Here is a 22081-nt window from a genome sequence, read left to right as displayed (position 1 = left end):
ATTAACGATTGGGTTGAGGGGTCAGGCGCAGATAGGGTTTGACCGCCCGGTAACCTTTGGGGAAGCGCTGCTTGATCTCCTCCTCATCCTTGAGCGAAGGCACGATCACCACTTCGTCGCCGTCCTGCCAGTTACCGGGTGTGGCGACCTTGTGGTTGTCGGTCAGCTGCAGCGAGTCGATCACCCGCAGAATTTCGTTGAAGTTGCGCCCGGTACTGGCCGGGTAGGTAATGGTCAGGCGCACCTTTTTATTCGGGTCGATGATGAACAGCGAGCGCACGGTCAGGGTGTCGCTGGCGTTCGGGTGGATCAGGTCGTAAAGGTCGGACACCTTGCGGTCAGCGTCAGCAATGATCGGGAAGTTGACCACGGTATTCTGTGTTTCGTTGATGTCATCGATCCACTTGTGATGCGAGTCGACCGGGTCCACCGACAGGGCGATGGCCTTGACCCCGCGCTTGGCAAACTCGTCCTTCAGCTTGGCGGTCAGGCCCAACTCGGTGGTGCACACCGGGGTGAAGTCGGCCGGGTGGGAGAACAACACCCCCCAACTGTTGCCCAGCCACTCGTGGAAGCGGATCTTGCCTTCGCTGGAATCCTGTTCGAAATCGGGGGCGATATCGCCGAGTTTGAGGCTCATGGGCTGCGGCTCCTGGGCTGGGTTCTGTACCGTATGGGTTCAATGTGCCTGCAATCGACTAAAAACAAAAGGAATAAATAACGATTTATTTATAGCCAAGATGCATATAAATCTGCAGGCACAAAAAAGCCTCGCATCAGGCGAGGCTTTCTTTGTGGCTACGACTTACAGGAAGCTGTAAGTGTAGTTCACGATGAAGCGAGTTTGGTCTTGGTCGTTAGCAGAGCCCGACCCTGTACCGCGATATACGCCCTGACGAAGGCTGAAGCCCAAGCCTTTGAGCGTACCTTCTTGCAGAACGTAATCAACTCGCGCGTCACGTTCCCATTCAGTGAAGGTGCCGTTGCCGTTAGTGCTGCGGCCATCCTCGCCACGCAGGTAGGCTACCGAGGCTTTCAGACCCGGCACACCCAGACTGGCGAAATCGTAGGAATACTGACCAAAGGTAGTATTTTCGCCAGCCTTGGCGAACTGGTTGATCATGCTATCGGTAAACAGATAGAAGCTCGAGCCGCCGGCGCCTTCATTGGCCAAGCTGCCTTGGTTCAACCACACAAAGCCGCCATCATCACTGACTTGCTGATGACCCAGCATCAGAGCATGGCTACCAAGGGTGTAGGTGAACATGGCGGACCAGGTCTTGTTGTCGACCTCGCCAAGGTTCTTAGCGTAGCCGCCGTTGTTTTTGAACTCGTAACCGGCTTCACCATTGCGCCCGTCTTTGCTGCTATCGAAATAGCGCAAGTCAGTCTTGAACGACTGATCGTCAGCAATTTTAAAGACGTGAGTAGCACCCAGGAAGTGCTGCTTGTAGAAGTCTTCCAGGTTCGAGTAGTAGTACTGCAGGGTCAGGTCAGGGGTTAGCTTGTAATCCAGACCCGCGTAGCGGAACTTGTTACTCTCCTGAGTAGCACCTTGAACCGACAAACCGGTACGGTTGCTCGAAGCACGGCCCATGGCGTGGGTCAGCTGACCGGCGTTGATGGTCAGGTTGTCGATTTCCTTCGACTGGATGGTGCCACCCTCGAAGGTCTGCGGCAGGAGACGGCCATCGTTGGAGACCAGAATCGGCAGGTTCGGCGCCAGGGCGCTACCGTAGTGCACTTCTGTTTTGGAGAAACGCGCCTTGGCGTTGGCACCCAAGCGCGCCCACTGTTTCTCAGCAGAACCGTCGGAATCGCTAGGGAAGAAGCTGCTGCCGTTCGGGTGATAACCCTTACCACCATCGAGATGAATACCCCAGAGTGCTTGGGCATCAACGCCGAAACCTACGGTGCCTTGGGTAAATCCGGAAATATAGTCAAGCTTGAAGCCTTGACCCGACTCACGGTTGTCCGGGCGAGGCTTACTTCCCGGAGCTTCACGGTTGTCGTTGTTGAAGTACATGGTGCGCGAGCTGAGCGACAGTTTGCTGTCCTCAACGAAACCGGCAGCGCCTGCTTGTTGGGCGAGAACCCCCAGTGCCACGGCCAGAGCCAGGCTGGACTTGTACATGTTTTGCTCCTCTACGTTCTAATTTTTGTGTATCTCTGGCGGAGGGGTCTGATGCCCCGCTCACCGGGATGGGCGATTTAGTCCCAAAGCGTGACCGTTAAGTCAATCGTTTCTAAACGTTTCGCGACTTTGGTCTAAGACGCCACCTGCGCTACAGGATAATGACAATCCTATAAATCCAAAATGACTGTTTTATGAATTTGTAAGACTTTTAAGGAATATGTTAGGAACCTTTACTGCCATCCGTTGTAGCAGAGAATCTTCTAATAACTTTTGGTTATTTGCAAACGTTTGCTCATAACCTAATGCCAAATCGTTCTATAGGGTCTTGCAGGCACCTCTGGCTTCGTCAGGGGTCATGGCTTTAAAGCGTTTGGCTCCTAAGCTAATGCAAAAAAGTTATTTATTTTAACTTTCTTAGATCATTTAGCCTTCTCGTTATCCAACACGACTTGCCTGACGAGAGGTTCAACCATGATCCCGCACGCTCCGCTGCGCCTGTTCGCCGCCCTGACCCTCGCCAGCACCAGCTGGTTGGCCCAGGCAGCCGACCTGACAGTGGCCTACCAGACCACTGTCGACCCGGCCAAAGTGGCGCAGGTCGATGGCGACTACGAAAAAGCCAGCAAGGCCAGCATCGACTGGCGCAAGTTCGATAACGGCGCAGACGTGATCACTGCGGTGGCCAGCGGCGACGTGCAGATCGGCTACCTGGGCTCCAGCCCGCTGGCCGCTGCCGCCACCCGCAAGCTGCCGGTTGAGACCTTCCTCATCGCCACCCAGATTGGCGCCGGTGAAGCATTGGTGGCCCGTGACAGCATCAAGTCGCCGCAAGACCTGATCGGCAAGAAGGTCGCCGTCCCGTTCGTATCCACCGGCCATTACAGCCTGCTTGCCGCACTGAAAAGCTGGAATATCGACCCTTCCAAGGTACAGATTCTCAACCTGGCGCCGCCGGCCATCATTGCCGCCTGGAAGCGCGGCGACATCGATGCGACCTACGTGTGGGACCCGGCCCTGGGCGTGGCCAAGGAAAACGGCAAGGTCCTGATCACCTCCGGCGAACTGGCGCAGAAAGGCGCGCCTACCTTCGATGCCTGGATCGTGCGCAAGGACTTCGCCGAGAAACACCCTGATGTGGTCAAGGCCTTTGCCAAAGTCACCCTCGATGCCTACGCCGACTACCGCAAGGACCCGAAAGCCTGGCTGGCCGACAAGGGCAACGTAGACAAGCTGGTGAAGCTGTCAGGTGCCAAGGCCAGCGACATCCCGGTGCTGCTGGAGGGCAACGTCTACCCGCTGGCCGCTGACCAGGCCCACGCCCTGGGCGCGCCGACCACCCAGGCGCTGACGGACACCGCCAACTTCCTCAAACAGCAAGGCAAAGTCGAAGCAGTGCTGCCGGACTACTCGCCGTACGTCAGCGCCAAGTTCCTTCCAAACTGATCCGGAGCCCGTCATGGCCTTGCTCGAACTGGAGCGCATCAGCGCACAGTACCCAGGCGCCAGCACCCCGGTGCTGGCCGACATCAACCTGAGCCTGGGGCCACGCCAACTGCTGGTGGCCCTGGGGCCTTCCGGCAGCGGCAAGACCTCACTGCTCAACCTGATCGCCGGCTTCGTCGCCCCCAGTGGCGGTCACATCACCCTCGATGGCGTGCCGGTGCAGGGCCCCGGTGCAGAACGCGGCGTGGTGTTCCAGGACGATGCCCTGCTGCCATGGCAGAACGTGCTGGGCAATGTCGCCTTCGGCCTCGAACTGGCCGGCGTACCCCGCGCCCAGCGTGAGGCCAAGGCCCGCGAAATGCTCACCCTGGTCGACCTCGATGGCTTCGGCGAACGGCGCATCTGGCAATTGTCCGGTGGCCAGAAGCAGCGTGTGGGCCTTGCCCGGGCGCTGGCGGCCGACCCTCGGGTATTGCTGATGGATGAACCGTTCGGTGCCCTCGATGCCTTCACACGTGAGCAGATGCAAGAGCTGCTATTGCAAGTTTGGCAACGCACCGCCAAGCCGGTGTTCCTGATTACCCACGACATCGAAGAAGCGGTGTTCCTCGCCAGCGAACTGGTACTGCTGGCGCCCAACCCGGGACGCGTAGTGGAACGCCTGCAGCTGAACTTCGGCCAGCGCTATGCCGCTGGCGAATCGGCCCGGGCCATCAAGTCCGATCCAACGTTCATCGAAACCCGCGAGCATGTGCTGGCGCGGGTGTTTTCCCAACGCCAAAGCCTGCAGGAGCGCGCATGAGCAGCCTGGACCTGCCGGTCGCCGGCAAACACGACGCCCAAACCCGGCCAGCTGCCACGCTACGCCGCCCGCTGTCTACCCGCTGGATCAGCACCCTGACCCTGGCCAGCCTGCTACTGGTCTGGTGGCTGGTGACGGCCGCCGGCTGGGTAGAGCCCCTGTTCCTGCCCTCGCCCGGCGACATCCTGGCCAAGGCATGGACCTTGCTCACCCAAGGCTACATGGATGCCAGCCTGTGGCAGCACCTGAGCGCAAGCCTTGGCCGCATCGGTCTGGCGCTGGTGGCTGCGACCCTGACCGCAATACCAGTCGGCATCGCCATCGGCTACAACCGCGTGGCCCGCGGCATTCTCGACCCGCTGATCGAGTTCTACCGGCCCATCCCGCCGCTGGCCTACCTGCCACTGATCGTCATCTGGTGCGGTATCGGCGAGCTGTCGAAAGTGCTGCTGATCTACCTGGCAATCTTCGCCCCCATCGCCATTGCCACAGCCACCGGTGTGCGCACGGTAGACCCGGCCAAGCTGCGGGCGGCGCAGTCGCTGGGCGCAACCAAGGCCCAACTGATCCGCCACGTCATTTTGCCCAGTGCATTGCCAGACATCCTTACCGGCATCCGCATTGGCCTGGGGGTCGGCTGGTCGACCCTGGTGGCCGCCGAACTGATAGCCGCCACCAGCGGCCTGGGCTTCATGGTGCAGTCGGCGGCGCAGTTTCTGGTCACCGACGTGGTGGTGCTGGGCATCCTGCTGATCGCTCTGATCGCCTTCGCTCTGGAAATGAGCCTGCGTGCCCTGCAACGCAAGCTGGTGCCCTGGCATGGGCAGATTCACTGAACTCCATTGTCCACGCCAGCACACTGGCGCCCGATTGAAGAGACCGACATGAGCCTGACCATCACTCCCCTAAGCCCAGCACTCGGCGCCCAGATCAGCGGCGTGGACATCAGCCGCGATATCAGCGCAGAAGAGCGCGATGCCATCGAACAGGCACTGCTCCAGCACCAGGTGCTGTTCCTCCGCGACCAGCCGATCAACCCGGAACAGCAGGCGCGCTTTGCCGCACGCTTCGGCGACCTGCACATCCACCCGATTCACCCCAACGTGCCAGACACCCCACAGGTGCTGGTGCTCGACACGGCGGTTACCGATGTGCGCGACAACGCCGTGTGGCACACCGACGTGACCTTTTTGCCGACCCCGGCACTGGGCGCGGTACTCAGCGCCAAGCAATTGCCTGCTTACGGTGGCGATACCCTTTGGGCCAGCGGCATTGCGGCCTTCGAGGCCTTGTCGGCGCCGCTGCGTGAAATGCTGGACGGGCTGACCGCTACCCACGACTTCACCAAGTCGTTCCCGCTGGAGCGCTTTGGCACCACGCCGCAAGACCTGGCGCGCTGGGAGGCCACCCGGCGCAACAACCCGCCGCTGTCGCACCCGGTGGTGCGCACGCATCCGGTGAGCGGGCGCAAGGCGTTGTTCGTCAATGAAGGGTTCACTACACGCATCAATGAACTGAGCGAACTGGAAAGCGATGCGCTGCTGAGGCTGCTGTTCGCCCATGCGACGCGACCGGAGTTCAGCATTCGCTGGCGTTGGCAGGAGCATGACGTGGCGTTCTGGGACAACCGCGTGACCCAGCATTTTGCAGTGGATGATTACCGGCCGAACCGGCGGGTGATGCATCGCGCAACCATCCTTGGGGATGCCCCCTTCTAGCGGTTGCCCGTCCTGCCCGCTCCCGCAGGTACGACACAGGGTTCGAAACCGGTGCCGTGCCTGTGGGAGCGGGCAAGCCCGCGAAGAGGCCAGGACAGGAGAGCTTGCTCAGCGGACCAGGTGCAGGTACTGCATGTGCCGCTCATACTGGTCGAGGATGTCGTTGATGATCTGCTCCTTGCTGTAGCCCACCAGGTCATAGTTCTGGCTGCCTTCGCTCAGGTGCACCTCCGCCCGGTAATAGCGGCGGTTCTTCAACTCCTGCGTACCCAGCCCCCCCAAGGCGAACGATGGCGTGAAATAGCCACGCATCTGCACCTGGTAAATGAACGGCTGTTCCTCGCCATGGCCAATCTTCAGGCTGACGTTGTCATGGCTAGGATCGTCCTGGGTAATCAGTACCAGGCCTTTCTGCTCGAACACTTCACGCACATCGGCAATCGCCGGGCGCACCACATCATCCATGAAGCGGTACACCTCATCACGCGACGGGAAGTGCACCGCCTGGCTCAGGCGCTGGCGCCAGCCGCCACGACCGCGACGTGACTGGGCGAACGGGGCCAGCGAGTGCATCTGCGCGATCTGCCGCTGCGACTCCAGGTAGAACGCCTTGTGCAGCCCCCACATCATGCACAGCAGAATGAGCGAGAACGGCAGCGACGTCAGCACCACTGCCGACTTCAGCGAATCGATGCTGCCAGCGAACAACAGCGCGCTGGTGATCAGTGCAGTCATCGCCCCCCAAAAGATACGCAGCCAGTTCGGCCCATCTTCATCAGCGTCACCGCCCTTGGCCGACAAGGTCGACAGCACCACGGTGCCCGAGTCGGCCGAGGTGACGAAGAACACGAAGCTGATGAACACCGTGGTGGCGATGACTGCCTTGCTCCAGGGGTAGGTTTCCAGCAGCAGGTACAGGCTCATCGACGGGTTATCCAGCGCCGACTGGCCCAGTGCGGTCATGCCGTGGTTGATCACCTGGTCCAGGGCGCTGTTGCCGAAGATCGACATCCACGCCAGGGTGAAGCCCAGCGGAATCAGCAGCACGCCAAAGACGAACTCACGGATGGTACGGCCACGGGAGATGCGGGCGATGAACAGGCCCACGAACGGCGCCCAGGCAATCCACCAGGCCCAGTAGAACACGGTCCAGCCGCCCAGCCAGCCACGGTTTTCACCATAGGCATACACGTCGAAGCTCTTGCGCGGCAACGCACCCAGGTAGTCGCCCAGGTTCTGGATCAGCGTGTTGAACAGGTGCTGGGTAGGCCCGGCGAACAGCACGAACAGCAGCAGCGCACAGGCCAGGAACAGGTTGATATCGCTCATCACCCGCACCCCCTTCTCCACCCCGGCCACGGCTACGGCCACAGCCGCGCCCATCATCAGGGTGATGAGGATCACCTGCACCCACTGGCTGTGGCTGATGCCGAACAGGTAGTCCAGACCGGCGTTCAGATGCAGCACCCCAAAGCCCATGTCGGCGCCCAGGCCGAACACCGTAGCGATGATGCCGAAGCCATCCACCGCATAGCCGATTGGGCCGTTGATGCGCTTGCCAATCAGCGGGTACAGCGCCGAACGCAGGGCCAGCGGCAGGTTGTGCCGGTAGGCGAAATAGGCCAATGCCATGCCGACGAAGGCGAACACCCCCCAGCCATGCAGGCCCCAGTGCAGGAACAGGATCTGCATCGCCTGGCGCCCGGCCTCGACCGTGCCGGCTTCGCCTTGGGGCGGTTGCAGCATGTGGGTCAGCGGTTCGGAGACACAGAAGAAGAACAGCGTGATGCTGATGCCGGCGGCGAACAGCATGCCGGCCCACGACAGGTAGCTGAACTCGGGTTCGTCGTGGTCGGCACCGAGTTTGATCTTGCCGTAGCCAGACAAGGCGGTGACCACCACGAAGACCAGGTACAGCGTCATCGCCAGCATGTAGTACCAGCCGACCGTGTTGGCCGCCCAGTTCTGCGCCGCCAGCAACCAGTCACCTGCGGCTTGCGGGTTGGAGATGACTACCAGGCCAAAGATGAGGATGAAACTCGCCGCAAAGTAGAACACCGGGGGGTTCATGCGGATCTTGCCATTGGCAAGGGAAGGGTTCGGTGCACTCATAGGGCGTGCACCTCGTCGAATGACGTGAGGTTCGGAATGAACGGGTTCAGCAAAGGAATCCTCCTGTTGAACACCGGCAGCGGACCAGCGTTTTTTCATTGAACAAGCGTTCAAGTTAAACATGGATCGGATTTCAATGCGAATTGGGGCGCTGATTGGTGTCGTCCTGTTCCGGCCTCTTCGCGGGTTAGCCCTCCCCTACATTGGTATGTTCTTTGTAGGAGCGGGCTTGCCCGCGAAGAGGCCAGCACAGGCAATTGCAATGCGGGATCAGTTCTTGTCCTGGCAATCCAGCTGCAGGTTGGCCTGAGTAATGTTGCTTTCAGCCGGCACACTGCGAGTCAGCCACACATTACCGCCAATGGTCGAACCCTTGCCGATGGTAATACGCCCCAGCACCGTGGCCCCGGCATAGATCACCACATCGTCCTCGACGATCGGGTGGCGTGGCAGGCCTTTATGCAGCGTACCCGACTCATCGCTGGGGAAACGCTTGGCGCCCAAAGTCACCGCCTGGTAGATGCGCACGCGCTCGCCGATGATCGCGGTTTCACCAATCACCACACCCGTACCATGATCGATGAAGAAGCTCGGGCCGATCTGCGCACCCGGGTGAATGTCGATACCGGTGGCCGAATGCGCCAGCTCCGAACTGATCCGCGCCAGCAGAGGCAACCCAGCCTTGTAAAGGTGGTGTGCCAGCCGGTGGTGGATGATCGCCAGGATGCCCGGGTAGCACAGCAGCACTTCATCGACGCTGCGTGCCGCCGGGTCGCCGTGGTAAGCGGCCAGCACATCGGTGTCGAGCAGAACGCGCAGTTCCGGCAGCGCAGCTGCAAAGCCCTGGATCAGGCTCAGCGCACGGGCGTCGACGCCCGCCAGCTCAGCCTTGCTTTGCCGTGCTGCGTAGCGAAGTTCAAGACGAGCCTGGGCCAGCAAGGCGGTCAGCGCGGCATCCAGGGTATGGCCGACGTAGAAGTCTTCACTTTCTTCGCGCAGGTCGACTGGCCCCAGGCGCATGGGGAACAGCGCCCCGCACAGTTGCTCCAGAATCTGTCGCATCGCTTCGCGCGACGGCAGCTCGCGCCCGCCCTGCTCGCCAATACTGCGGCCATTACGGGTGCGCCATTGCTCACGGGCCCCGCGCAGGCCAGTGACAATGCTCTGCAACTGCCAATGCGCGGATGAAGGTTGTTCGCTCACGGTTTTCTCCTGCCGTATAGGCCATCTGATTTTGTTGCCAGGCCCGCGAAAGGGCCGAACCTGCCTGCATGCAATCCACTTTACGGCAAATCCGAGGCTTGGAAAAAACAACGCTTTATTCCATCCTGCGCTAAGTCAGGCATAAGCCGCGATGACGGAGTGGGTATCGTCGCCTACCCTCAAAGCAGCCGGCACCTGGCAAAAATCAAAAAATGGAATATTAAAGTGATTTTTTAGTATTTCCCGGCCTAATCAGCCAACCCTATAGTCGCCACCTCACTACCTAGACAACAAGCGCGGGGCTCTGCCATGTCGAAATTCGCCAAACCGCTACTCAACGCCAGCCTGGCCCTCCTGCTGGGTGCCGGCCTGCTCAGCCAGGCTTTCGCCGGCGAGCAATTGAAGACCATCCAGGAAAAAGGCGTCATCAACGTCGGCCTCGAGGGCACCTACCCACCATTCAGCTTCCAGGACGAAAACGGCAAACTGACCGGCTTCGAAGTGGAGCTGTCCGAGCTGCTGGCCAAGGAGCTGGGGGTCAAGGCCAAGATCCAGCCGACCAAGTGGGACGGCATCCTCGCCGCGCTGGAATCCAAACGCCTGGATGTAGTGGTCAATCAGGTGACCATTTCCGAAGAGCGCAAGAAAAAGTACGACTTCTCCGAGCCCTACACTGTCTCCGGCATCCAGGCACTGATCCTGAAGAAGAAAGCCGAGCAGCTGAACATCAAGGGCGCACAGGACCTGGCCGGCAAAAAGGTCGGCGTAGGCCTTGGCACCAACTACGAACAGTGGGTTAAAAAGGACGTGCCGCAAGCCGATGTGCGCACCTATGAAGATGACCCAAGCAAGTTCGCTGACCTGCGCAACGGCCGTATCGACGCCATCCTGATCGACCGCCTGGCGGCGCTGGAATACGCGCAAAAAGCCAAGGACACCCAACTTGCCGGCGATGCCTTCTCGCGCCTGGAAAGCGGCGTGGCCATGCGCAAAGGTGAGCCGGAACTGTTGGCAGCCATCAACAAGGCCATCGACAAGCTAAAAGCTGACGGCACGCTGGCCAAGCTGTCCGAGAAGTACTTCGGTGCCGATGTCACCAAATGATCGCTGAAAGCCTGCAACTCGTTGTCGACTCCGCGCCCTTCCTGCTGAAGGGCGCGGGTTATACGGTGCTGCTCAGTGTCGGCGGCATGTTCTTCGGTCTGGTGCTGGGCTTTGCCCTGGCGCTGATGCGGCTGTCGAAGATTCTGCCGCTGAACTGGCTGGCTCGGGTCTACGTGTCGTTCTTCCGCGGCACGCCGCTGCTGGTGCAGCTGTTCGTCATCTATTTCGGCATGCCGCAAATCGGCATCGAGCTGGACCCGATCCCCGCTTCGCTGATCGGCCTGTCGCTGAACATGGCGGCCTATATCTGCGAGATCCTGCGCGCAGCCATTTCCTCGATCGACCGGGGCCAGTGGGAAGCAGCCGCCAGCATCGGCATGACCCGCGTGCAAGCCATGCGCCGGGCGATCCTGCCACAGGCCTTGCGCACCGCGTTGCCACCGCTGGGCAACAGCTTCATCTCGCTGGTAAAGGACACCGCCCTGGCGGCGACCATCCAGGTGCCCGAGCTGTTCCGCCAAGCCCAGCTGATTACTGCGCGGACGTTCGAAGTGTTCACCATGTACGTGGCGGTCGCGGTCATCTACTGGGTGCTGTGCAGCATCCTTGCGCACTTCCAGAACCGCATGGAAGCGCGGGTCAACCAGCATGACCAGGAGCATTGAGCATGATTGAAGTCAAAGGCCTGACCAAGCGGTTCAAGGGCCAGACCGTGCTCAACGGTATCGACCTGACCGTGCAGCCCGGTGAAGTGGTGGCCATCATCGGCCCCAGTGGCTCGGGCAAAACCACCTTCCTGCGCTGCCTTAACCTGCTGGAAACCCCCGATGCCGGGCAGATCCAGATCGGCGCCATCAGTATCGATGCCAACCGCCCTTTGGGCGGGCAACAGAGTGCGATTCGCCGTTTGCGCCAGCAGGCCGGGTTCGTGTTCCAGAACTTCAACCTGTTCCCCCACCGCACCGCCCTGGAGAACGTGATCGAGGGGCCGGTGATCGTCAAGAAGACGCCCCGCGAGCAGGCCATCGAGCTTGGCCGGCGCCTGCTGGCCAAAGTCGGCCTGGCGGGCAAGGAAGACGCCTACCCACGGCGCCTGTCCGGCGGCCAGCAGCAACGCGTGGCCATCGCCCGTGCCCTGGCCATGGAACCGGAGGTAATCCTGTTCGACGAACCGACCTCGGCGCTGGACCCAGAGCTGGTCGGTGAAGTACTGGCGACCATCCGCGGCCTGGCCGAGGAAAAGCGCACCATGATCATCGTCACCCACGAGATGAGTTTTGCCCGGGACGTGGCTAACCGGGTGATCTTCTTCGACAAGGGCGTGATCGTGGAGCAGGGCGAGGCCAAGGCCCTGTTTGCAGCGCCGAAGGAAGAACGTACGCGGCAGTTCTTGCGCAAGTTCCTCGGGACTGCGGCCTCCGAGTAAACCTGTTCCGGCCCATTCGCGGGTAAACCCGCTCCTACAGTGCACAGATCTTGAGGCATGTGTGTAGGAGCGGGTTTACCCGCGAAGAGGCCGGCACCTCTGTAACCAATCCCCCTTCTATAAATATTCCAAAAAGTTAGTTCATAAAATTTTTATAAATCATTAGGGTATATATACCGGACCACCGGACCAGCACACGTCTGTCGCGATCAGCTGTAGCGACATAACTATTTTGTGAGGTCAGGAATGGTCAGGATCACAATCACCCCAGTGCGTAACGCCAGGGCATTGAGTGCAGCCAAGGAGCGGCACTGATGCCCAGCCAAGCCAACACCCAATTCCATAGCGATCTCGACAGCTCGCCCCCGCTGCTGCCGGCCAAGGTACTGCGCAACGACGCCGAAGCCCTGCAAGCGGCCCGCGAGCTGGCCGAGGTCGCCCGTGAGCAAGCTGCCCGACGCGACCAGCAACGCAAACTGCCCTGGGCCGAAATCGAACTGTTTACCCGCAGCGGTCTGGGCAGCATCACCGTACCCAAGGCCTACGGTGGCCCCGACGTGTCGTTCGCAACCGTCGCCGAAGTGTTCCGCCTGATCAGCGCCGCCGACCCCGCCCTGGGGCAGATCCCGCAGAACCAGTTCGGCATGCTGCAACTGCTGCGCCTGACGGCCAGCGAGGCGCAGCAAGCGCTGATCTTCCGCAGCGTGCTCGACGGCTGGCGCATCGGCAATGCCGGGCCTGAACGTGGCACCAGGGATACCCTCACCCTCAAGGCCCGAATCACGCGCGCCGGCGACAGCTACCGCATAAGTGGCGAGAAGTTCTACTCCACCGGTGCCTTGTTCGCCCATTGGGTGGCGGTAAAAGCCCTCGACGATGAAGGCCGCCAGCGCCTGGCATTCGTGCGCCGGGGAAGCCCGGGATTGCGCATTGTCGATGACTGGTCCGGGTTCGGCCAGCGCACCACCGCCAGCGGTACCGTGCTGCTGGACCAGGTGCCGGTGGACGCGGAACTGGTGATCGACAACTGGCGCCAGCGCGATATCCCCAACATTCAGGGCGCCGCTTCGCAGCTGATCCAGGCGGCGATCGACGCCGGCATCGCCGAAGCGGCTATCGATGATGCGATCACGTTCGTGCGCGAAAAGTCCCGGCCGTGGATTGAAGCCAACGTCGACCGTGCCAGTGACGACCCTTATGTAATTGCCGACATCGGCCGCCTGAAACTCGAGCTGCACGCCGCCGAAGCGCTGCTGCGCAAAGCTGCTCGGGTACTCGACGAGGTCAATGCTGCGCCTATCGACGCAGCCAGCGCGGCACGGGCCTCGATTGCGGTGGCCGAGGCCAAGGTGCTGACCACCGAGATTGCCCTGCAGGCCAGCGAAAAGCTGTTCGAGCTGGCCGGCAGCCGCGCCACCCTTGCCGAGTTCAACCTCGACCGCCACTGGCGAAATGCCCGGGTGCACACCCTGCACGACCCGGTGCGCTGGAAGTACCACGCGGTGGGCGCTTACCACCTTAACGGCACCCTGCCTGCACGGCATTCCTGGATCTGATTTGCTGCCTTTGGGGCTGCTGCGCAGCCCTTCGCGGGCTTTCCCGCTGCCACAGGATTGTCACCGCCTGAACCGGCATCACTTTACCTGTGGGAGCGGGCAAGCCCGCGAAGGGCCGCAAAGCGGCCCCCGGAGAACTCCATGACAATTGCTATCATCACCAGCGACGCCCAAGCCCTGGCCGTCGCCGAAGACATCGCCCAGCAACTGCGCCGCGACAGCGCCCTGCGCGACCGCGAACGCCGCCTGCCGCTGGCCGAACTCGAACTGTTCACCCGCTCCGGCCTGTGGGCCATCAGCGTGCCCAAAGCCTTCGGCGGTGCCGGCGTGTCCAACGTCACCCTGGCCAAGGTCATCGCCCGTATCGCGCAGGCCGACGGTTCGCTCGGGCAGATTCCGCAGAATCATTTCTACGGTCTGGAAGTGCTGCGGGTAAACGGCAGCCCCGAACAGCAACAGCGCCTGTACGCCGAGGTACTGGCCGGCCGCCGTTTCGGCAATGCCCTGGCCGAGCTGGGCACCAAGACCGCCCACGAGCGCACCACCCGCCTGAGCCGTGACGGCGACGGTTTCCGCATCAACGGGCGCAAGTTCTATTCCACAGGCGCCATCTATGCCCAGCGCATTCCAACCTCGGTCGTGGATGAACAAGGTATACAACAGTTGGCCTTCGTCCCGGCCGACAGCCAGGGGCTGCAGGTGATCGACGACTGGAGCGGCTTCGGCCAGCGCACCACCGGCAGCGGTTCGGTGGTGTTCGATAACGTGTACGTCAGCGCAGCGGACGTGGTGCCGTTCCAGAGCGCCTTCGAGCGCCCCACCCCGGTTGGCCCGCTGGCGCAGATCCTCCATGCCGCCATCGACACCGGCATTGCCCGCGCCGCCTATGAAGACGCCCTGCACTTCGTGCGCACCCGCAGCCGTCCGTGGGTCGACTCCGGCCTGGACAAGGCCACGGATGACCCGCTGACGCTGAAAAGCTTCGGCCTTCTGGCGGTCCGCTTGCACGCGGCCGAAGCCCTGCTGGAGCGCGCAGGCGAATACCTCGACCGCGCCCGCGACGACAGCACTGCCGACAACGTGGCCGCCGCCTCCATCGCCGTGGCCGAAGCACGCGCCATCAGCACCGAAATTTCCCTCACCGCCGGTACCACCCTGTTCGAACTGGGCGGCAGCCAGGCAACATTGGCCGAACACAACCTCGACCGCCACTGGCGCAACGCTCGCGTGCACACCCTGCACGACCCGGTGCGCTGGAAGTACCACGCCATCGGCAACTACTACCTCAACGATGCCAACCCGCCACGCCGGGGGACCATCTGATGGCCAAGCAGATTCTGCTCAATGCCTTCAACATGAACTGCATCGGGCACATCAACCACGGTCTGTGGACCCACCCACGGGACACTTCAACCCAGTACAAGACCCTGGACTACTGGACCAACCTGGCACGCCTGCTGGAGCGCGGTCTGTTCGACGGGCTTTTCATCGCCGACATCGTCGGTACCTACGACATCTACGGCCAGTCACTGGACGTCACCCTCAAGGAGTCGATCCAGCTGCCAGTCAACGACCCGCTGCTGCTGGTGTCCGCCATGGCTGCGGTCACCCGTCACCTGGGTTTCGGCCTTACCGCCAACCTCACCTACGAGGCGCCGTACCTGTTCGCCCGGCGCCTTTCCACACTCGACCACCTGAGCAATGGCCGGGTGGGCTGGAACATTGTCACCGGCTACCTCGACAGCGCTGCCCGGGCCATGGGCCTGGCGCAGCAACCGGAGCATGATCGCCGCTACGACCAGGCCGATGAATACCTGCAGGTGTTGTACAAGCTGCTGGAAGGCAGCTGGGCCGATGACGCAGTGGTCGCCGACCGCGAGCATCGCGTCTATGCCTCGCCCGACAAGGTGCGCAAGGTTCAGCACCAGGGCGAGTTCTACAAGGTCGAAGGCTACCACCTGTGCGAGCCCTCACCGCAGCGCACCCCGGTGCTGTTCCAGGCCGGCAGCTCGCCGCGTGGCTTGGCCTTCGCCGGCAACCATGCCGAATGCGTGTTCATCAGTGGCCAGGACAAGGCAGCCACCCGCGCCCAGGTCGACAAGGTTCGCGCGGCCGCCCAGGCCACCGGCCGCGACCCGCAGGCGGTCAAGGTGTTCATGGGCATCACGGTGATCGTCGCGGCCACCGAGCAACTGGCCCAGGCCAAACATGCCGAGTACCTGCGCCACGCCAGCGCCGAAGCGGGCGTCGCGCACTTCGCCGCGTCCACTGGCATCGACTTCGCCGCCTATGAACTGGACCAACCCATTGCCTTCAACCAGGGCAACGCCATCCAGTCAGCCACGCGCCAGTTGCAGGACAACGCCTGGACCCGCCGGCGCCTGTTGCAACAGCACGCCTTGGGCGGCCGCTACGTAACCCTGGTCGGCGCGCCTGAACAGGTGGCCGAGCAGTTGATCGCGTGGATCGATGAAACCGGCCTGGACGGTTTCAACCTGACCCGCACCGTCACCCCGGAAAGCTTCGAGGACTTCGTCGAGCTGGTCATCCCGCAACTTCAGCAGCGTGGCCGCTACAAGACTGCCTACACCGAAGGCACCCTGCGCGAAAAACTGTTCCATACCGACCACCCGCACTTACCCGCCGACCACCCTGGCTCGGCTTACCGCTTTACCCCTACCCCGACTGGAGCCCTGCACCATGCTTGAGAAACTGTTCCGGCCCGTCGCGGCCATTGCCATCACCCTCGGCCTGTGCGCCGGTACCCTTGCTGCCGAGCCGTTGAAGATCGGCACCACCTCGGCCTTTGCCATTCCGCTGGAAGCCGCGGTTGAAGAAGCCCACAAGCAAGGCCTGGAAGTGAAGCTGATCGAGTTCAGCGACTGGATTGCGCCCAATGTCAGCCTCAACAGCGGCGACATCGACGCGAACTACTTCCAGCACATCCCTTTCCTGGAAAACGCCAAGGCTGCTGCAGGCTTCAACCTCGTGCCTTACGCCCCGGGCATCATCAACAACGTTGGCCTGTACTCGAAAAAGTACAAAAGCTTTGCCGAGCTGCCTGAAGGCGCCAGCGTGGCCATCGCCAACGACCCGATCAACAGCGGCCGTGGCCTGCTGCTGCTGGCCAAGGCCGGGTTGATCACCCTGAAGCCCGGCGTGGGCTACAAGGCCACCGAGGATGACATCGTCGCCAACCCTAAAAAGCTGAAGATCCTTCAGGTCGAGGCGGTGCAACTGGTACGTGCCTACGACGACGCCGACCTGGTGCAGGGTTACCCGGCCTACATCCGCCTGGCCAACACCTTCGATGCCACCTCGGCGTTGCTGTTCGACGGGCTGGAAAACAAGGAATACGTGATCCAGTTCGTCATTCGCCCGCAAAGCAAGGACGATCCACGCCTGGCCAAGTTCGTCGACATCTACCAGCATTCGCCAGCGGTGCGCGCTGCGTTGAACAACGCTCACGGCAAGCTCTACCAAGCCGGCTGGGAAGGCTGAAATGAGCCAGGCCAGCGCGCTCAGGGCGCCTACACCCCAAGCACTGCCGCCAATGGCCAGGGAACAGGCCCTGCGCCCCGAGGTCAATGAAGCCCACGTGCGCTTCATCGGCCTGGGCAAGACCTACCCGGGCCAGGCGCAACCGGCCTTGCAAGGCATCGACCTGAACATCCGCCATGGCGAGATCTTCGGCATCATCGGCCGCAGCGGCGCCGGTAAGTCATCACTGCTGCGCACCATCAACCGCCTGGAGCAACCCAGCCAAGGCCGCGTATTGATCGACCAGGTGGATATCGCGCTTTTCGATGAGGACCACCTTGTGGCCCTGCGCCGGCGCATCGGCATGATCTTCCAGCACTTCAACCTGATGTCGGCCAAGACCGTGTGGCAGAACGTGGAATTGCCTTTGAAGGTCGCCGGCGTGCCCAGGGCCGAGCGCCAGCGCAGAGTGCGCGAATTGCTGGAACTGGTCGGCCTGCAGGAAAAACATCACGTGTACCCGGCGCAACTGTCCGGCGGGCAGAAACAGCGCGTGGGCATTGCCCGGGCACTGGTGCACAGCCCCGAGATCCTGCTGTGCGACGAGGCCACCTCGGCGCTGGACCCGGAAACCACCGCCTCAATCCTGGAGCTGCTGCGCGATATCAACCAGCGCCTGGGCCTGACCATCGTGCTGATCACCCACGAAATGGCAGTGATTCGCGACATCTGTCACCGGGTAGTGGTGCTGGAACGCGGCGCAGTGGTCGAGCAGGGCGAGGTCTGGCGGGTGTTTGGTTCACCTCGTCACGAGGTTACCCGCACCCTGCTCGCCCCTTTGCAGGCCAAGCTACCCGCCGCACTGCAAGCCAGCCTCCAGGCCCACCCGGCGAGCGGCAACAGCGCCGTAGTGCTGAAACTGACGGTGCTCGGCGAGCCAGAGCTGTCTGCCCTGTTCAACGACCTGGGCGGGCGTGTGCGTCTGCTGCAGGGCGGCGTGGAAACCATCGGCGAACATGCCTTGGGGCAACTCATCCTCTCGGTGCAACACTCGCCGCACGACACCCATCAATTGCTGGAACGTGCCCGCCGTTGGGCCGAGGACGTGGAGGTATTGGGCCATGTGGATTGATCGCCTGCTGGAAGGCTTGCTGGATACGCTGCTGATGGTTGGGGTTTCGTCACTGATCGCCCTGCTGGTGGGTGTACCCATGGCGGTGCTGCTGGTGACCAGCGACAAGGGCGGGATCTTCGAGGCGCGGCTGCTGAACCGGGTGCTGGGCGCCTTCGTCAACCTGTTCCGCTCGATTCCGTTTCTGATCCTGATGGTTGCGCTGATTCCTTTCACCCGCCTGGTGGTGGGTACCACTTATGGTGTGTGGGCGGCAGTGGTGCCGCTGACCATTGCCGCCACACCGTTCTTTGCGCGGATTGCCGAGGTCAGCCTGCGTGAGGTCGACCATGGTCTGGTGGAAGCCGCACAGGCCATGGGCTGCCGGCGCTGGCACATCGTCTGGCATGTACTGTTGCCCGAGGCGCTGCCGGGGATCGTCGGGGGCTTCACCATTACCTTGGTGACCTTGATCAACTCGTCGGCGATGGCCGGGGCGATTGGTGCCGGCGGGCTGGGGGATATCGCCTATCGGTATGGCTACCAGCGTTTCGACAGCCAGATCATGCTGACCGTGATCGCCATGCTGGTAGCGTTAGTGGCGTTGATCCAGCTGGGCGGGGACCGCCTGGCGAAGGGTTTGAACAAGCGTTGAAATCTGAGGGCTGCTTTGCAGCCCGCTCTCAATCCCAGCGAAGATCCTCAGCCGGCACTGGCCGCCCGAACCAGTACCCTTGACCCAACTGGCACTCCTCCTGCAGCAGGAAGCTGGCCTGTTCCGCCTGCTCGATGCCCTCGGCATGCACCTGCATCCCCATGCTACGGGCCAAGGCGATGATCACCCGCACAATGGCGATGTCGTCTTCATCCACTGGCAACCCAGCCACAAACCCTTGGTCGATTTTCAGCTTCTGCACCGGCAAACGCTTGAGCCGCAGCAGTGACGAATACCCGGTGCCAAAGTCGTCGATGGCCAGGGTCACCCCCAGTTCGCGCAAGCGGTGCAGTTGCTCCAGCGCCACCTCAGGGTCTTCCATCACCGCGCTTTCGGTCACTTCCAGCTCCAGCAAGGCCGGGGCGAGGCCGGTGTCGTGCAGCACTTCGGCTACCTGCCGATACAGCTCATGCTGGCCAAACAGGCGACTGGAGATGTTCACCCCCACAAATGCCAGCTGCCGGCCTTCAGCCTGCCACTGCACCATTTGCCGGCAGGCCTGGCGCAGCACCCAGGTATCGATCTCGGCAATCAGGCCGGTGCGTTCGGCAATCGGGATGAACTCGCCCGGCGGTACCAGGCCGCGCCTGGGGTGCTGCCAGCGCACCAGCGTCTCGACCCCGACCTGTCGGCCTGATGCCAGGTCGTGTACCGGCTGGAAGTACACCCGCAGTTCATCCTGCTCCAGGGCCCGACGCAATTCAGCGGCGGTCTCGACCCGATGCTGGGCGTGGGCGGTCAGCTCTTCGGTGTACAGCGCATAGCAGGCCCGACCGTTGCTTTTGGCCTTGTACAACGCCGAGTCGGCATTGCGCAGCAACTGCTCGGCACCCAAGGCATCGCTGGGGTAAAGGCTGATTCCGACGCTGGCGCTGATGAACAGACGATTGCCGTCGAACTGAAACGGCTCACGCATACGCTCGATGATGCACTGCGCCAGCTTGCCCGCCTGGCCGACCTGCTGGCAGTTCTCGACCAGCACGCCGAATTCGTCGCCGCCCAGACGCGCCAGGGTCACACCGTTACCCAACACCTCCCCCAGACGCTCGCCCACCAGCTTCAGCAACTGGTCGCCAATGGTATGGCCCAGGCCGTCGTTTATGCTCTGGAAGTGATCCAGGTCCAGCAGCAACAAGGCGCAACCGCGCTTGTTGGCCTGCGCCGCCGCCAATGCCTGCTCCACCCGGTCGGTAAACAGCAGGCGGTTGGGCAGGCCAGTCAGCGGGTCGTGGTGGGCCAGGTAGGCAAGCTCCTGCTCCGAATGCTTGATGGCGCTGATGTCACTGAACACCGCCACGTAATGGCTGAGCTCACCTTCGTCGTCGCGAATGGCGCAAATAGTCTGCCACTGCGGGTAGATCTCGCCGCTTTTGCGCCGATTCCAGATTTCACCGCTCCACTCGTCCTTCTCAGCCAGGGTGGCGAAAACCTCCTGGTAGAAGGCCAGTCCATGGTGGCCGGACTTGAACTTGCTCGGGCGCTGGCCGATGACCTCATCCTGCTGGTAGCCGGTGATGCGCATGAAGGCACGATTGACGTGCACGATCAGGCCTTGGCGGTCGGTCACCAGCACACCTTCGAGGGTACTGTCGAACACTGCGGCAGCCATACGCAGCCGTTCACGGTCTTCACAACGCAAACGCGCGCCATGGCCGATGAAATTGAGCAGGCGCACGCGCGACACATAGATCAGCAAGGCACTGAGCAGCACCCAGACCACCACGTTGATCTGCCGCCCCACGGTCAGTGCCAAGGGGTCGTCAGTCATGCTGTGCAGCATCACCTCCGCCAGCGCAAGCCAGAGGATCGAGAGCACCACATACAGCGCAGCCATGCGCAAGGCGTCGCGAACGGAAACAGACATGTCGGGTGGGAAAGGCCATCAAAAAGGAGTGAGCATTATAAAGGCTGAAACATGTCGTGACCTCCTATCTCAACGGTTGACTGGTTTTATTTCCCCGCCAAGGGATAATCAGCCCTTCCCCCTGCATTTCGAGGGTATTTGCACCTATGTGGTATAACGGCCTGCTCGACCTGTCGGCCTGGCAACTGGTCGGCATCACTCTGTTGATGACCCACGTGACCATTGTCAGCGTCACGGTCTACCTGCATCGCTACTCCGCGCACCGGGCCCTGGAGCTCAACGGCGCGCTCAAGCACTTCTTCCGCTTCTGGCTGTGGCTGACCACGGCGCAGAACACCCGCGAGTGGACCGCCGTCCACCGCAAGCACCACGCCAAGTGCGAAACCCCCGACGACCCGCACAGCCCGGTGTACAAGGGCCTGGGCACAGTGCTGCGCAAAGGTGCCGAGCTGTACCGTGAAGAGGCGCGCAACCCCGAAACCCTGCGCATCTATGGCAAGAATTGCCCGGATGACTGGATCGAGCGCAACCTGTACTCGCGTTACAAACTGGGCGGTATCGCACTGATGGCGGTAATCGACCTGCTGCTGTTCGGCACCATAGGCATCACCATATGGGCGGTGCAGATGATGTGGATTCCGTTCTGGGCCGCCGGTGTGGTCAACGGCCTGGGCCATGCCCTCGGCTATCGCAACTTCGAGTGCCGCGACGCCGCCACCAACCTGGTGCCCTGGGGCATCGTCATCGGCGGTGAAGAACTGCACAACAACCACCACACCTACCCCAACTCGGCCAAGCTCTCGGTCAAACGCTGGGAGTTCGACATGGGCTGGGCGTGGATCCGCCTGTTCTGCCTGCTGCGTCTGGCCAAGGTGCAGCGCGTGGCGCCCATCGCCCACCGGGTGGCCGGCAAGGCCAGCCTGGACATGGACACCGCCATGGCCATCCTCAACAACCGCTTCCAGATCATGGCCCAGTACCGCAAGCTGGTGATCGGCCCGCTGGTGAAACAGGAACTGGCCCGTGTCGACGCCTCGGTGCGTCACCGCTTCCGCCGTGCCAAACGGCTGCTGTCTCGCGAAACCAGCCTGCTGGAAGACCGCCACCACGTGCGCATCGAGTCCATGCTCGCGCACAGCCAGGCACTGAAAACCATCTACGAAAAGCGCCTGGCCCTGCAGCAGATCTGGGCGCGCACCAGTGCCAACGGCCACGACATGCTGGCAGCCATGAAAGACTGGGTACATGAGGCCGAAACCAGCGGCATCCAGGCACTGCGCGACTTCGCAGCACAACTCAAGACTTACTCGCTGCGCCCGACCGGCGCCTGACCGCCGTTGATCGGCACGCCCCGCAGCGGGGCGTGCCATTCGGAACTTCGCCCCCACCTCTCCACTCGAATCCGGAATA

The 22081-nt window shown here is 62.0% G+C and carries 19 protein-coding genes; 14 read left to right on the top strand and 5 right to left on the bottom strand.

Going from position 1 to position 22081, the window contains the following annotated elements; translation table 11 throughout:
* Position 1 precedes the first annotated feature (1 nt).
* Both N5D53_RS20560 and N5D53_RS20555 read right to left on the bottom strand, forming a co-directional pair.
* Positions 2–640: a peroxiredoxin gene (locus N5D53_RS20560; protein WP_003255836.1), complete on the bottom strand. Its 639-nt coding sequence runs from the start codon at positions 638–640 to the stop codon at positions 2–4.
* 165 nt (positions 641–805) lie between these two features.
* A complete protein-coding gene (locus tag N5D53_RS20555) occupies positions 806–2134 on the bottom strand; it encodes an OprD family porin (protein ID WP_190869782.1) in 1329 nt (442 codons plus the stop codon).
* Between the two features lie 474 nt (positions 2135–2608).
* Here N5D53_RS20555 and tauA point away from each other — a divergent pair, with 474 nt between their 5' ends.
* The 4 genes from tauA to tauD are packed head-to-tail and all read left to right on the top strand — an operon-like array spanning position 2609 to position 6100.
* Positions 2609–3580 (top strand): taurine ABC transporter substrate-binding protein, encoded by a 972-nt coding sequence (gene tauA / locus N5D53_RS20550; RefSeq protein WP_020191047.1) that lies wholly within the window; start codon positions 2609–2611, stop codon positions 3578–3580.
* Between the two features lie 13 nt (positions 3581–3593).
* A complete protein-coding gene (gene tauB, locus N5D53_RS20545) occupies positions 3594–4382 on the top strand; it encodes a taurine ABC transporter ATP-binding subunit (RefSeq protein ID WP_104960591.1) in 789 nt (262 codons plus the stop codon).
* A complete protein-coding gene (gene tauC, locus N5D53_RS20540) occupies positions 4379–5218 on the top strand; it encodes a taurine ABC transporter permease TauC (protein ID WP_047603216.1) in 840 nt (279 codons plus the stop codon). The genes tauB and tauC overlap by 4 nt, the downstream gene beginning before the upstream one ends.
* A 48-nt stretch (positions 5219–5266) precedes the next feature.
* On the top strand, positions 5267–6100 hold the full coding sequence (gene tauD / locus N5D53_RS20535; RefSeq protein WP_279840713.1) for a taurine dioxygenase: 834 nt from the start codon (positions 5267–5269) through the stop codon (positions 6098–6100).
* Between the two features lie 108 nt (positions 6101–6208).
* Here tauD and betT read toward each other — a convergent pair whose 3' ends face one another.
* Together betT and epsC are read right to left on the bottom strand one after the other, a co-directional pair.
* Positions 6209–8170 carry a choline transporter BetT gene (gene betT / locus N5D53_RS20530; protein WP_010951610.1) on the bottom strand — a complete coding sequence of 654 codons (1962 nt, stop codon included), beginning with the start codon at positions 8168–8170 and terminating at the stop codon, positions 6209–6211.
* Between the two features lie 312 nt (positions 8171–8482).
* Entirely contained in the window at positions 8483–9415 is a 933-nt protein-coding gene (epsC, locus tag N5D53_RS20525) for a serine O-acetyltransferase EpsC (RefSeq protein ID WP_003255846.1), read from the bottom strand.
* A 309-nt stretch (positions 9416–9724) separates the two neighbouring features.
* Between epsC and tcyJ the strand changes: the two genes are divergently transcribed.
* From tcyJ to N5D53_RS20480, 9 genes are all read left to right on the top strand, one after another.
* Positions 9725–10519, top strand: a complete 795-nt coding sequence (tcyJ, locus tag N5D53_RS20520) for a cystine ABC transporter substrate-binding protein (RefSeq protein WP_014589324.1) — start codon at positions 9725–9727, stop codon at positions 10517–10519.
* On the top strand, positions 10516–11184 hold the full coding sequence (gene tcyL, locus N5D53_RS20515) for a cystine ABC transporter permease (protein WP_003255849.1): 669 nt from the start codon (positions 10516–10518) through the stop codon (positions 11182–11184). The genes tcyJ and tcyL overlap by 4 nt, the downstream gene beginning before the upstream one ends.
* A gap of 2 nt (positions 11185–11186) precedes the next feature.
* Positions 11187–11945 (top strand): L-cystine ABC transporter ATP-binding protein TcyN, encoded by a 759-nt coding sequence (gene tcyN, locus N5D53_RS20510; protein WP_010951607.1) that lies wholly within the window; start codon positions 11187–11189, stop codon positions 11943–11945.
* Positions 11946–12259: 314 nt separating this feature from the next.
* Positions 12260–13501 carry an SfnB family sulfur acquisition oxidoreductase gene (locus N5D53_RS20505; protein ID WP_020191042.1) on the top strand — a complete coding sequence of 414 codons (1242 nt, stop codon included), beginning with the start codon at positions 12260–12262 and terminating at the stop codon, positions 13499–13501.
* Between the two features lie 141 nt (positions 13502–13642).
* Entirely contained in the window at positions 13643–14824 is a 1182-nt protein-coding gene (locus N5D53_RS20500; protein ID WP_190869783.1) for an SfnB family sulfur acquisition oxidoreductase, read from the top strand.
* Complete coding sequence (locus N5D53_RS20495; protein ID WP_274141834.1) at positions 14824–16209, top strand: LLM class flavin-dependent oxidoreductase; 1386 nt, start codon at positions 14824–14826, stop codon at positions 16207–16209. Before N5D53_RS20500 ends, N5D53_RS20495 begins: the two co-directional genes overlap by 1 nt.
* Positions 16202–17002, top strand: coding sequence for a MetQ/NlpA family ABC transporter substrate-binding protein (locus N5D53_RS20490; protein ID WP_274141836.1), 801 nt, complete (start codon positions 16202–16204; stop codon positions 17000–17002). Before N5D53_RS20495 ends, N5D53_RS20490 begins: the two co-directional genes overlap by 8 nt.
* 1 nt (position 17003) lies before the next feature.
* Entirely contained in the window at positions 17004–18113 is a 1110-nt protein-coding gene (locus tag N5D53_RS20485) for an ATP-binding cassette domain-containing protein (RefSeq protein ID WP_274141838.1), read from the top strand.
* Positions 18103–18747, top strand: a complete 645-nt coding sequence (locus N5D53_RS20480) for a methionine ABC transporter permease (protein ID WP_010951601.1) — start codon at positions 18103–18105, stop codon at positions 18745–18747. The genes N5D53_RS20485 and N5D53_RS20480 overlap by 11 nt, the downstream gene beginning before the upstream one ends.
* A 28-nt stretch (positions 18748–18775) precedes the next feature.
* Here the strand turns inward: N5D53_RS20480 and dibA are convergent, their stop codons facing one another.
* Entirely contained in the window at positions 18776–20671 is a 1896-nt protein-coding gene (dibA, locus tag N5D53_RS20475) for a phosphodiesterase DibA (RefSeq protein WP_279840707.1), read from the bottom strand.
* A gap of 146 nt (positions 20672–20817) precedes the next feature.
* Here dibA and desA point away from each other — a divergent pair, with 146 nt between their 5' ends.
* Positions 20818–22002: a delta-9 fatty acid desaturase DesA gene (gene desA / locus N5D53_RS20470; protein ID WP_010951599.1), complete on the top strand. Its 1185-nt coding sequence runs from the start codon at positions 20818–20820 to the stop codon at positions 22000–22002.
* Positions 22003–22081: the final 79 nt, after the last annotated feature.

Source organism: Pseudomonas sp. GD03862 (genome assembly GCF_029840855.1).
GTDB lineage: Bacteria > Pseudomonadota > Gammaproteobacteria > Pseudomonadales > Pseudomonadaceae > Aquipseudomonas > Aquipseudomonas alloputida.
The sequence above is the reverse complement of the archived record's forward strand: the minus strand, read 5'-3'. Positions and strand labels throughout refer to the sequence as shown.

What these genes read in the sequence shown, in the direction of transcription:
- desA (WP_010951599.1), top strand. Translation starts at nt 20,818, where the DNA reads ATGTGGTATAACGGCCTGCTCGACCTGTCGGCCTGGCAACTGGTCGGC.
- N5D53_RS20560 (WP_003255836.1), bottom strand. Translation starts at nt 640, where the DNA reads ATGAGCCTCAAACTCGGCGATATCGCCCCCGATTTCGAACAGGATTCC.
- N5D53_RS20555 (WP_190869782.1), bottom strand. Translation starts at nt 2,134, where the DNA reads ATGTACAAGTCCAGCCTGGCTCTGGCCGTGGCACTGGGGGTTCTCGCC.
- N5D53_RS20480 (WP_010951601.1), top strand. Translation starts at nt 18,103, where the DNA reads ATGTGGATTGATCGCCTGCTGGAAGGCTTGCTGGATACGCTGCTGATG.
- betT (WP_010951610.1), bottom strand. Translation starts at nt 8,170, where the DNA reads ATGAACCCCCCGGTGTTCTACTTTGCGGCGAGTTTCATCCTCATCTTT.
- N5D53_RS20490 (WP_274141836.1), top strand. Translation starts at nt 16,202, where the DNA reads ATGCTTGAGAAACTGTTCCGGCCCGTCGCGGCCATTGCCATCACCCTC.
- N5D53_RS20485 (WP_274141838.1), top strand. Translation starts at nt 17,004, where the DNA reads ATGAGCCAGGCCAGCGCGCTCAGGGCGCCTACACCCCAAGCACTGCCG.
- tcyL (WP_003255849.1), top strand. Translation starts at nt 10,516, where the DNA reads ATGATCGCTGAAAGCCTGCAACTCGTTGTCGACTCCGCGCCCTTCCTG.
- N5D53_RS20500 (WP_190869783.1), top strand. Translation starts at nt 13,643, where the DNA reads ATGACAATTGCTATCATCACCAGCGACGCCCAAGCCCTGGCCGTCGCC.
- tauA (WP_020191047.1), top strand. Translation starts at nt 2,609, where the DNA reads ATGATCCCGCACGCTCCGCTGCGCCTGTTCGCCGCCCTGACCCTCGCC.
- dibA (WP_279840707.1), bottom strand. Translation starts at nt 20,671, where the DNA reads ATGTCTGTTTCCGTTCGCGACGCCTTGCGCATGGCTGCGCTGTATGTG.
- N5D53_RS20505 (WP_020191042.1), top strand. Translation starts at nt 12,260, where the DNA reads ATGCCCAGCCAAGCCAACACCCAATTCCATAGCGATCTCGACAGCTCG.
- tcyN (WP_010951607.1), top strand. Translation starts at nt 11,187, where the DNA reads ATGATTGAAGTCAAAGGCCTGACCAAGCGGTTCAAGGGCCAGACCGTG.
- tauC (WP_047603216.1), top strand. Translation starts at nt 4,379, where the DNA reads ATGAGCAGCCTGGACCTGCCGGTCGCCGGCAAACACGACGCCCAAACC.
- N5D53_RS20495 (WP_274141834.1), top strand. Translation starts at nt 14,824, where the DNA reads ATGGCCAAGCAGATTCTGCTCAATGCCTTCAACATGAACTGCATCGGG.
- tauD (WP_279840713.1), top strand. Translation starts at nt 5,267, where the DNA reads ATGAGCCTGACCATCACTCCCCTAAGCCCAGCACTCGGCGCCCAGATC.
- tauB (WP_104960591.1), top strand. Translation starts at nt 3,594, where the DNA reads ATGGCCTTGCTCGAACTGGAGCGCATCAGCGCACAGTACCCAGGCGCC.
- tcyJ (WP_014589324.1), top strand. Translation starts at nt 9,725, where the DNA reads ATGTCGAAATTCGCCAAACCGCTACTCAACGCCAGCCTGGCCCTCCTG.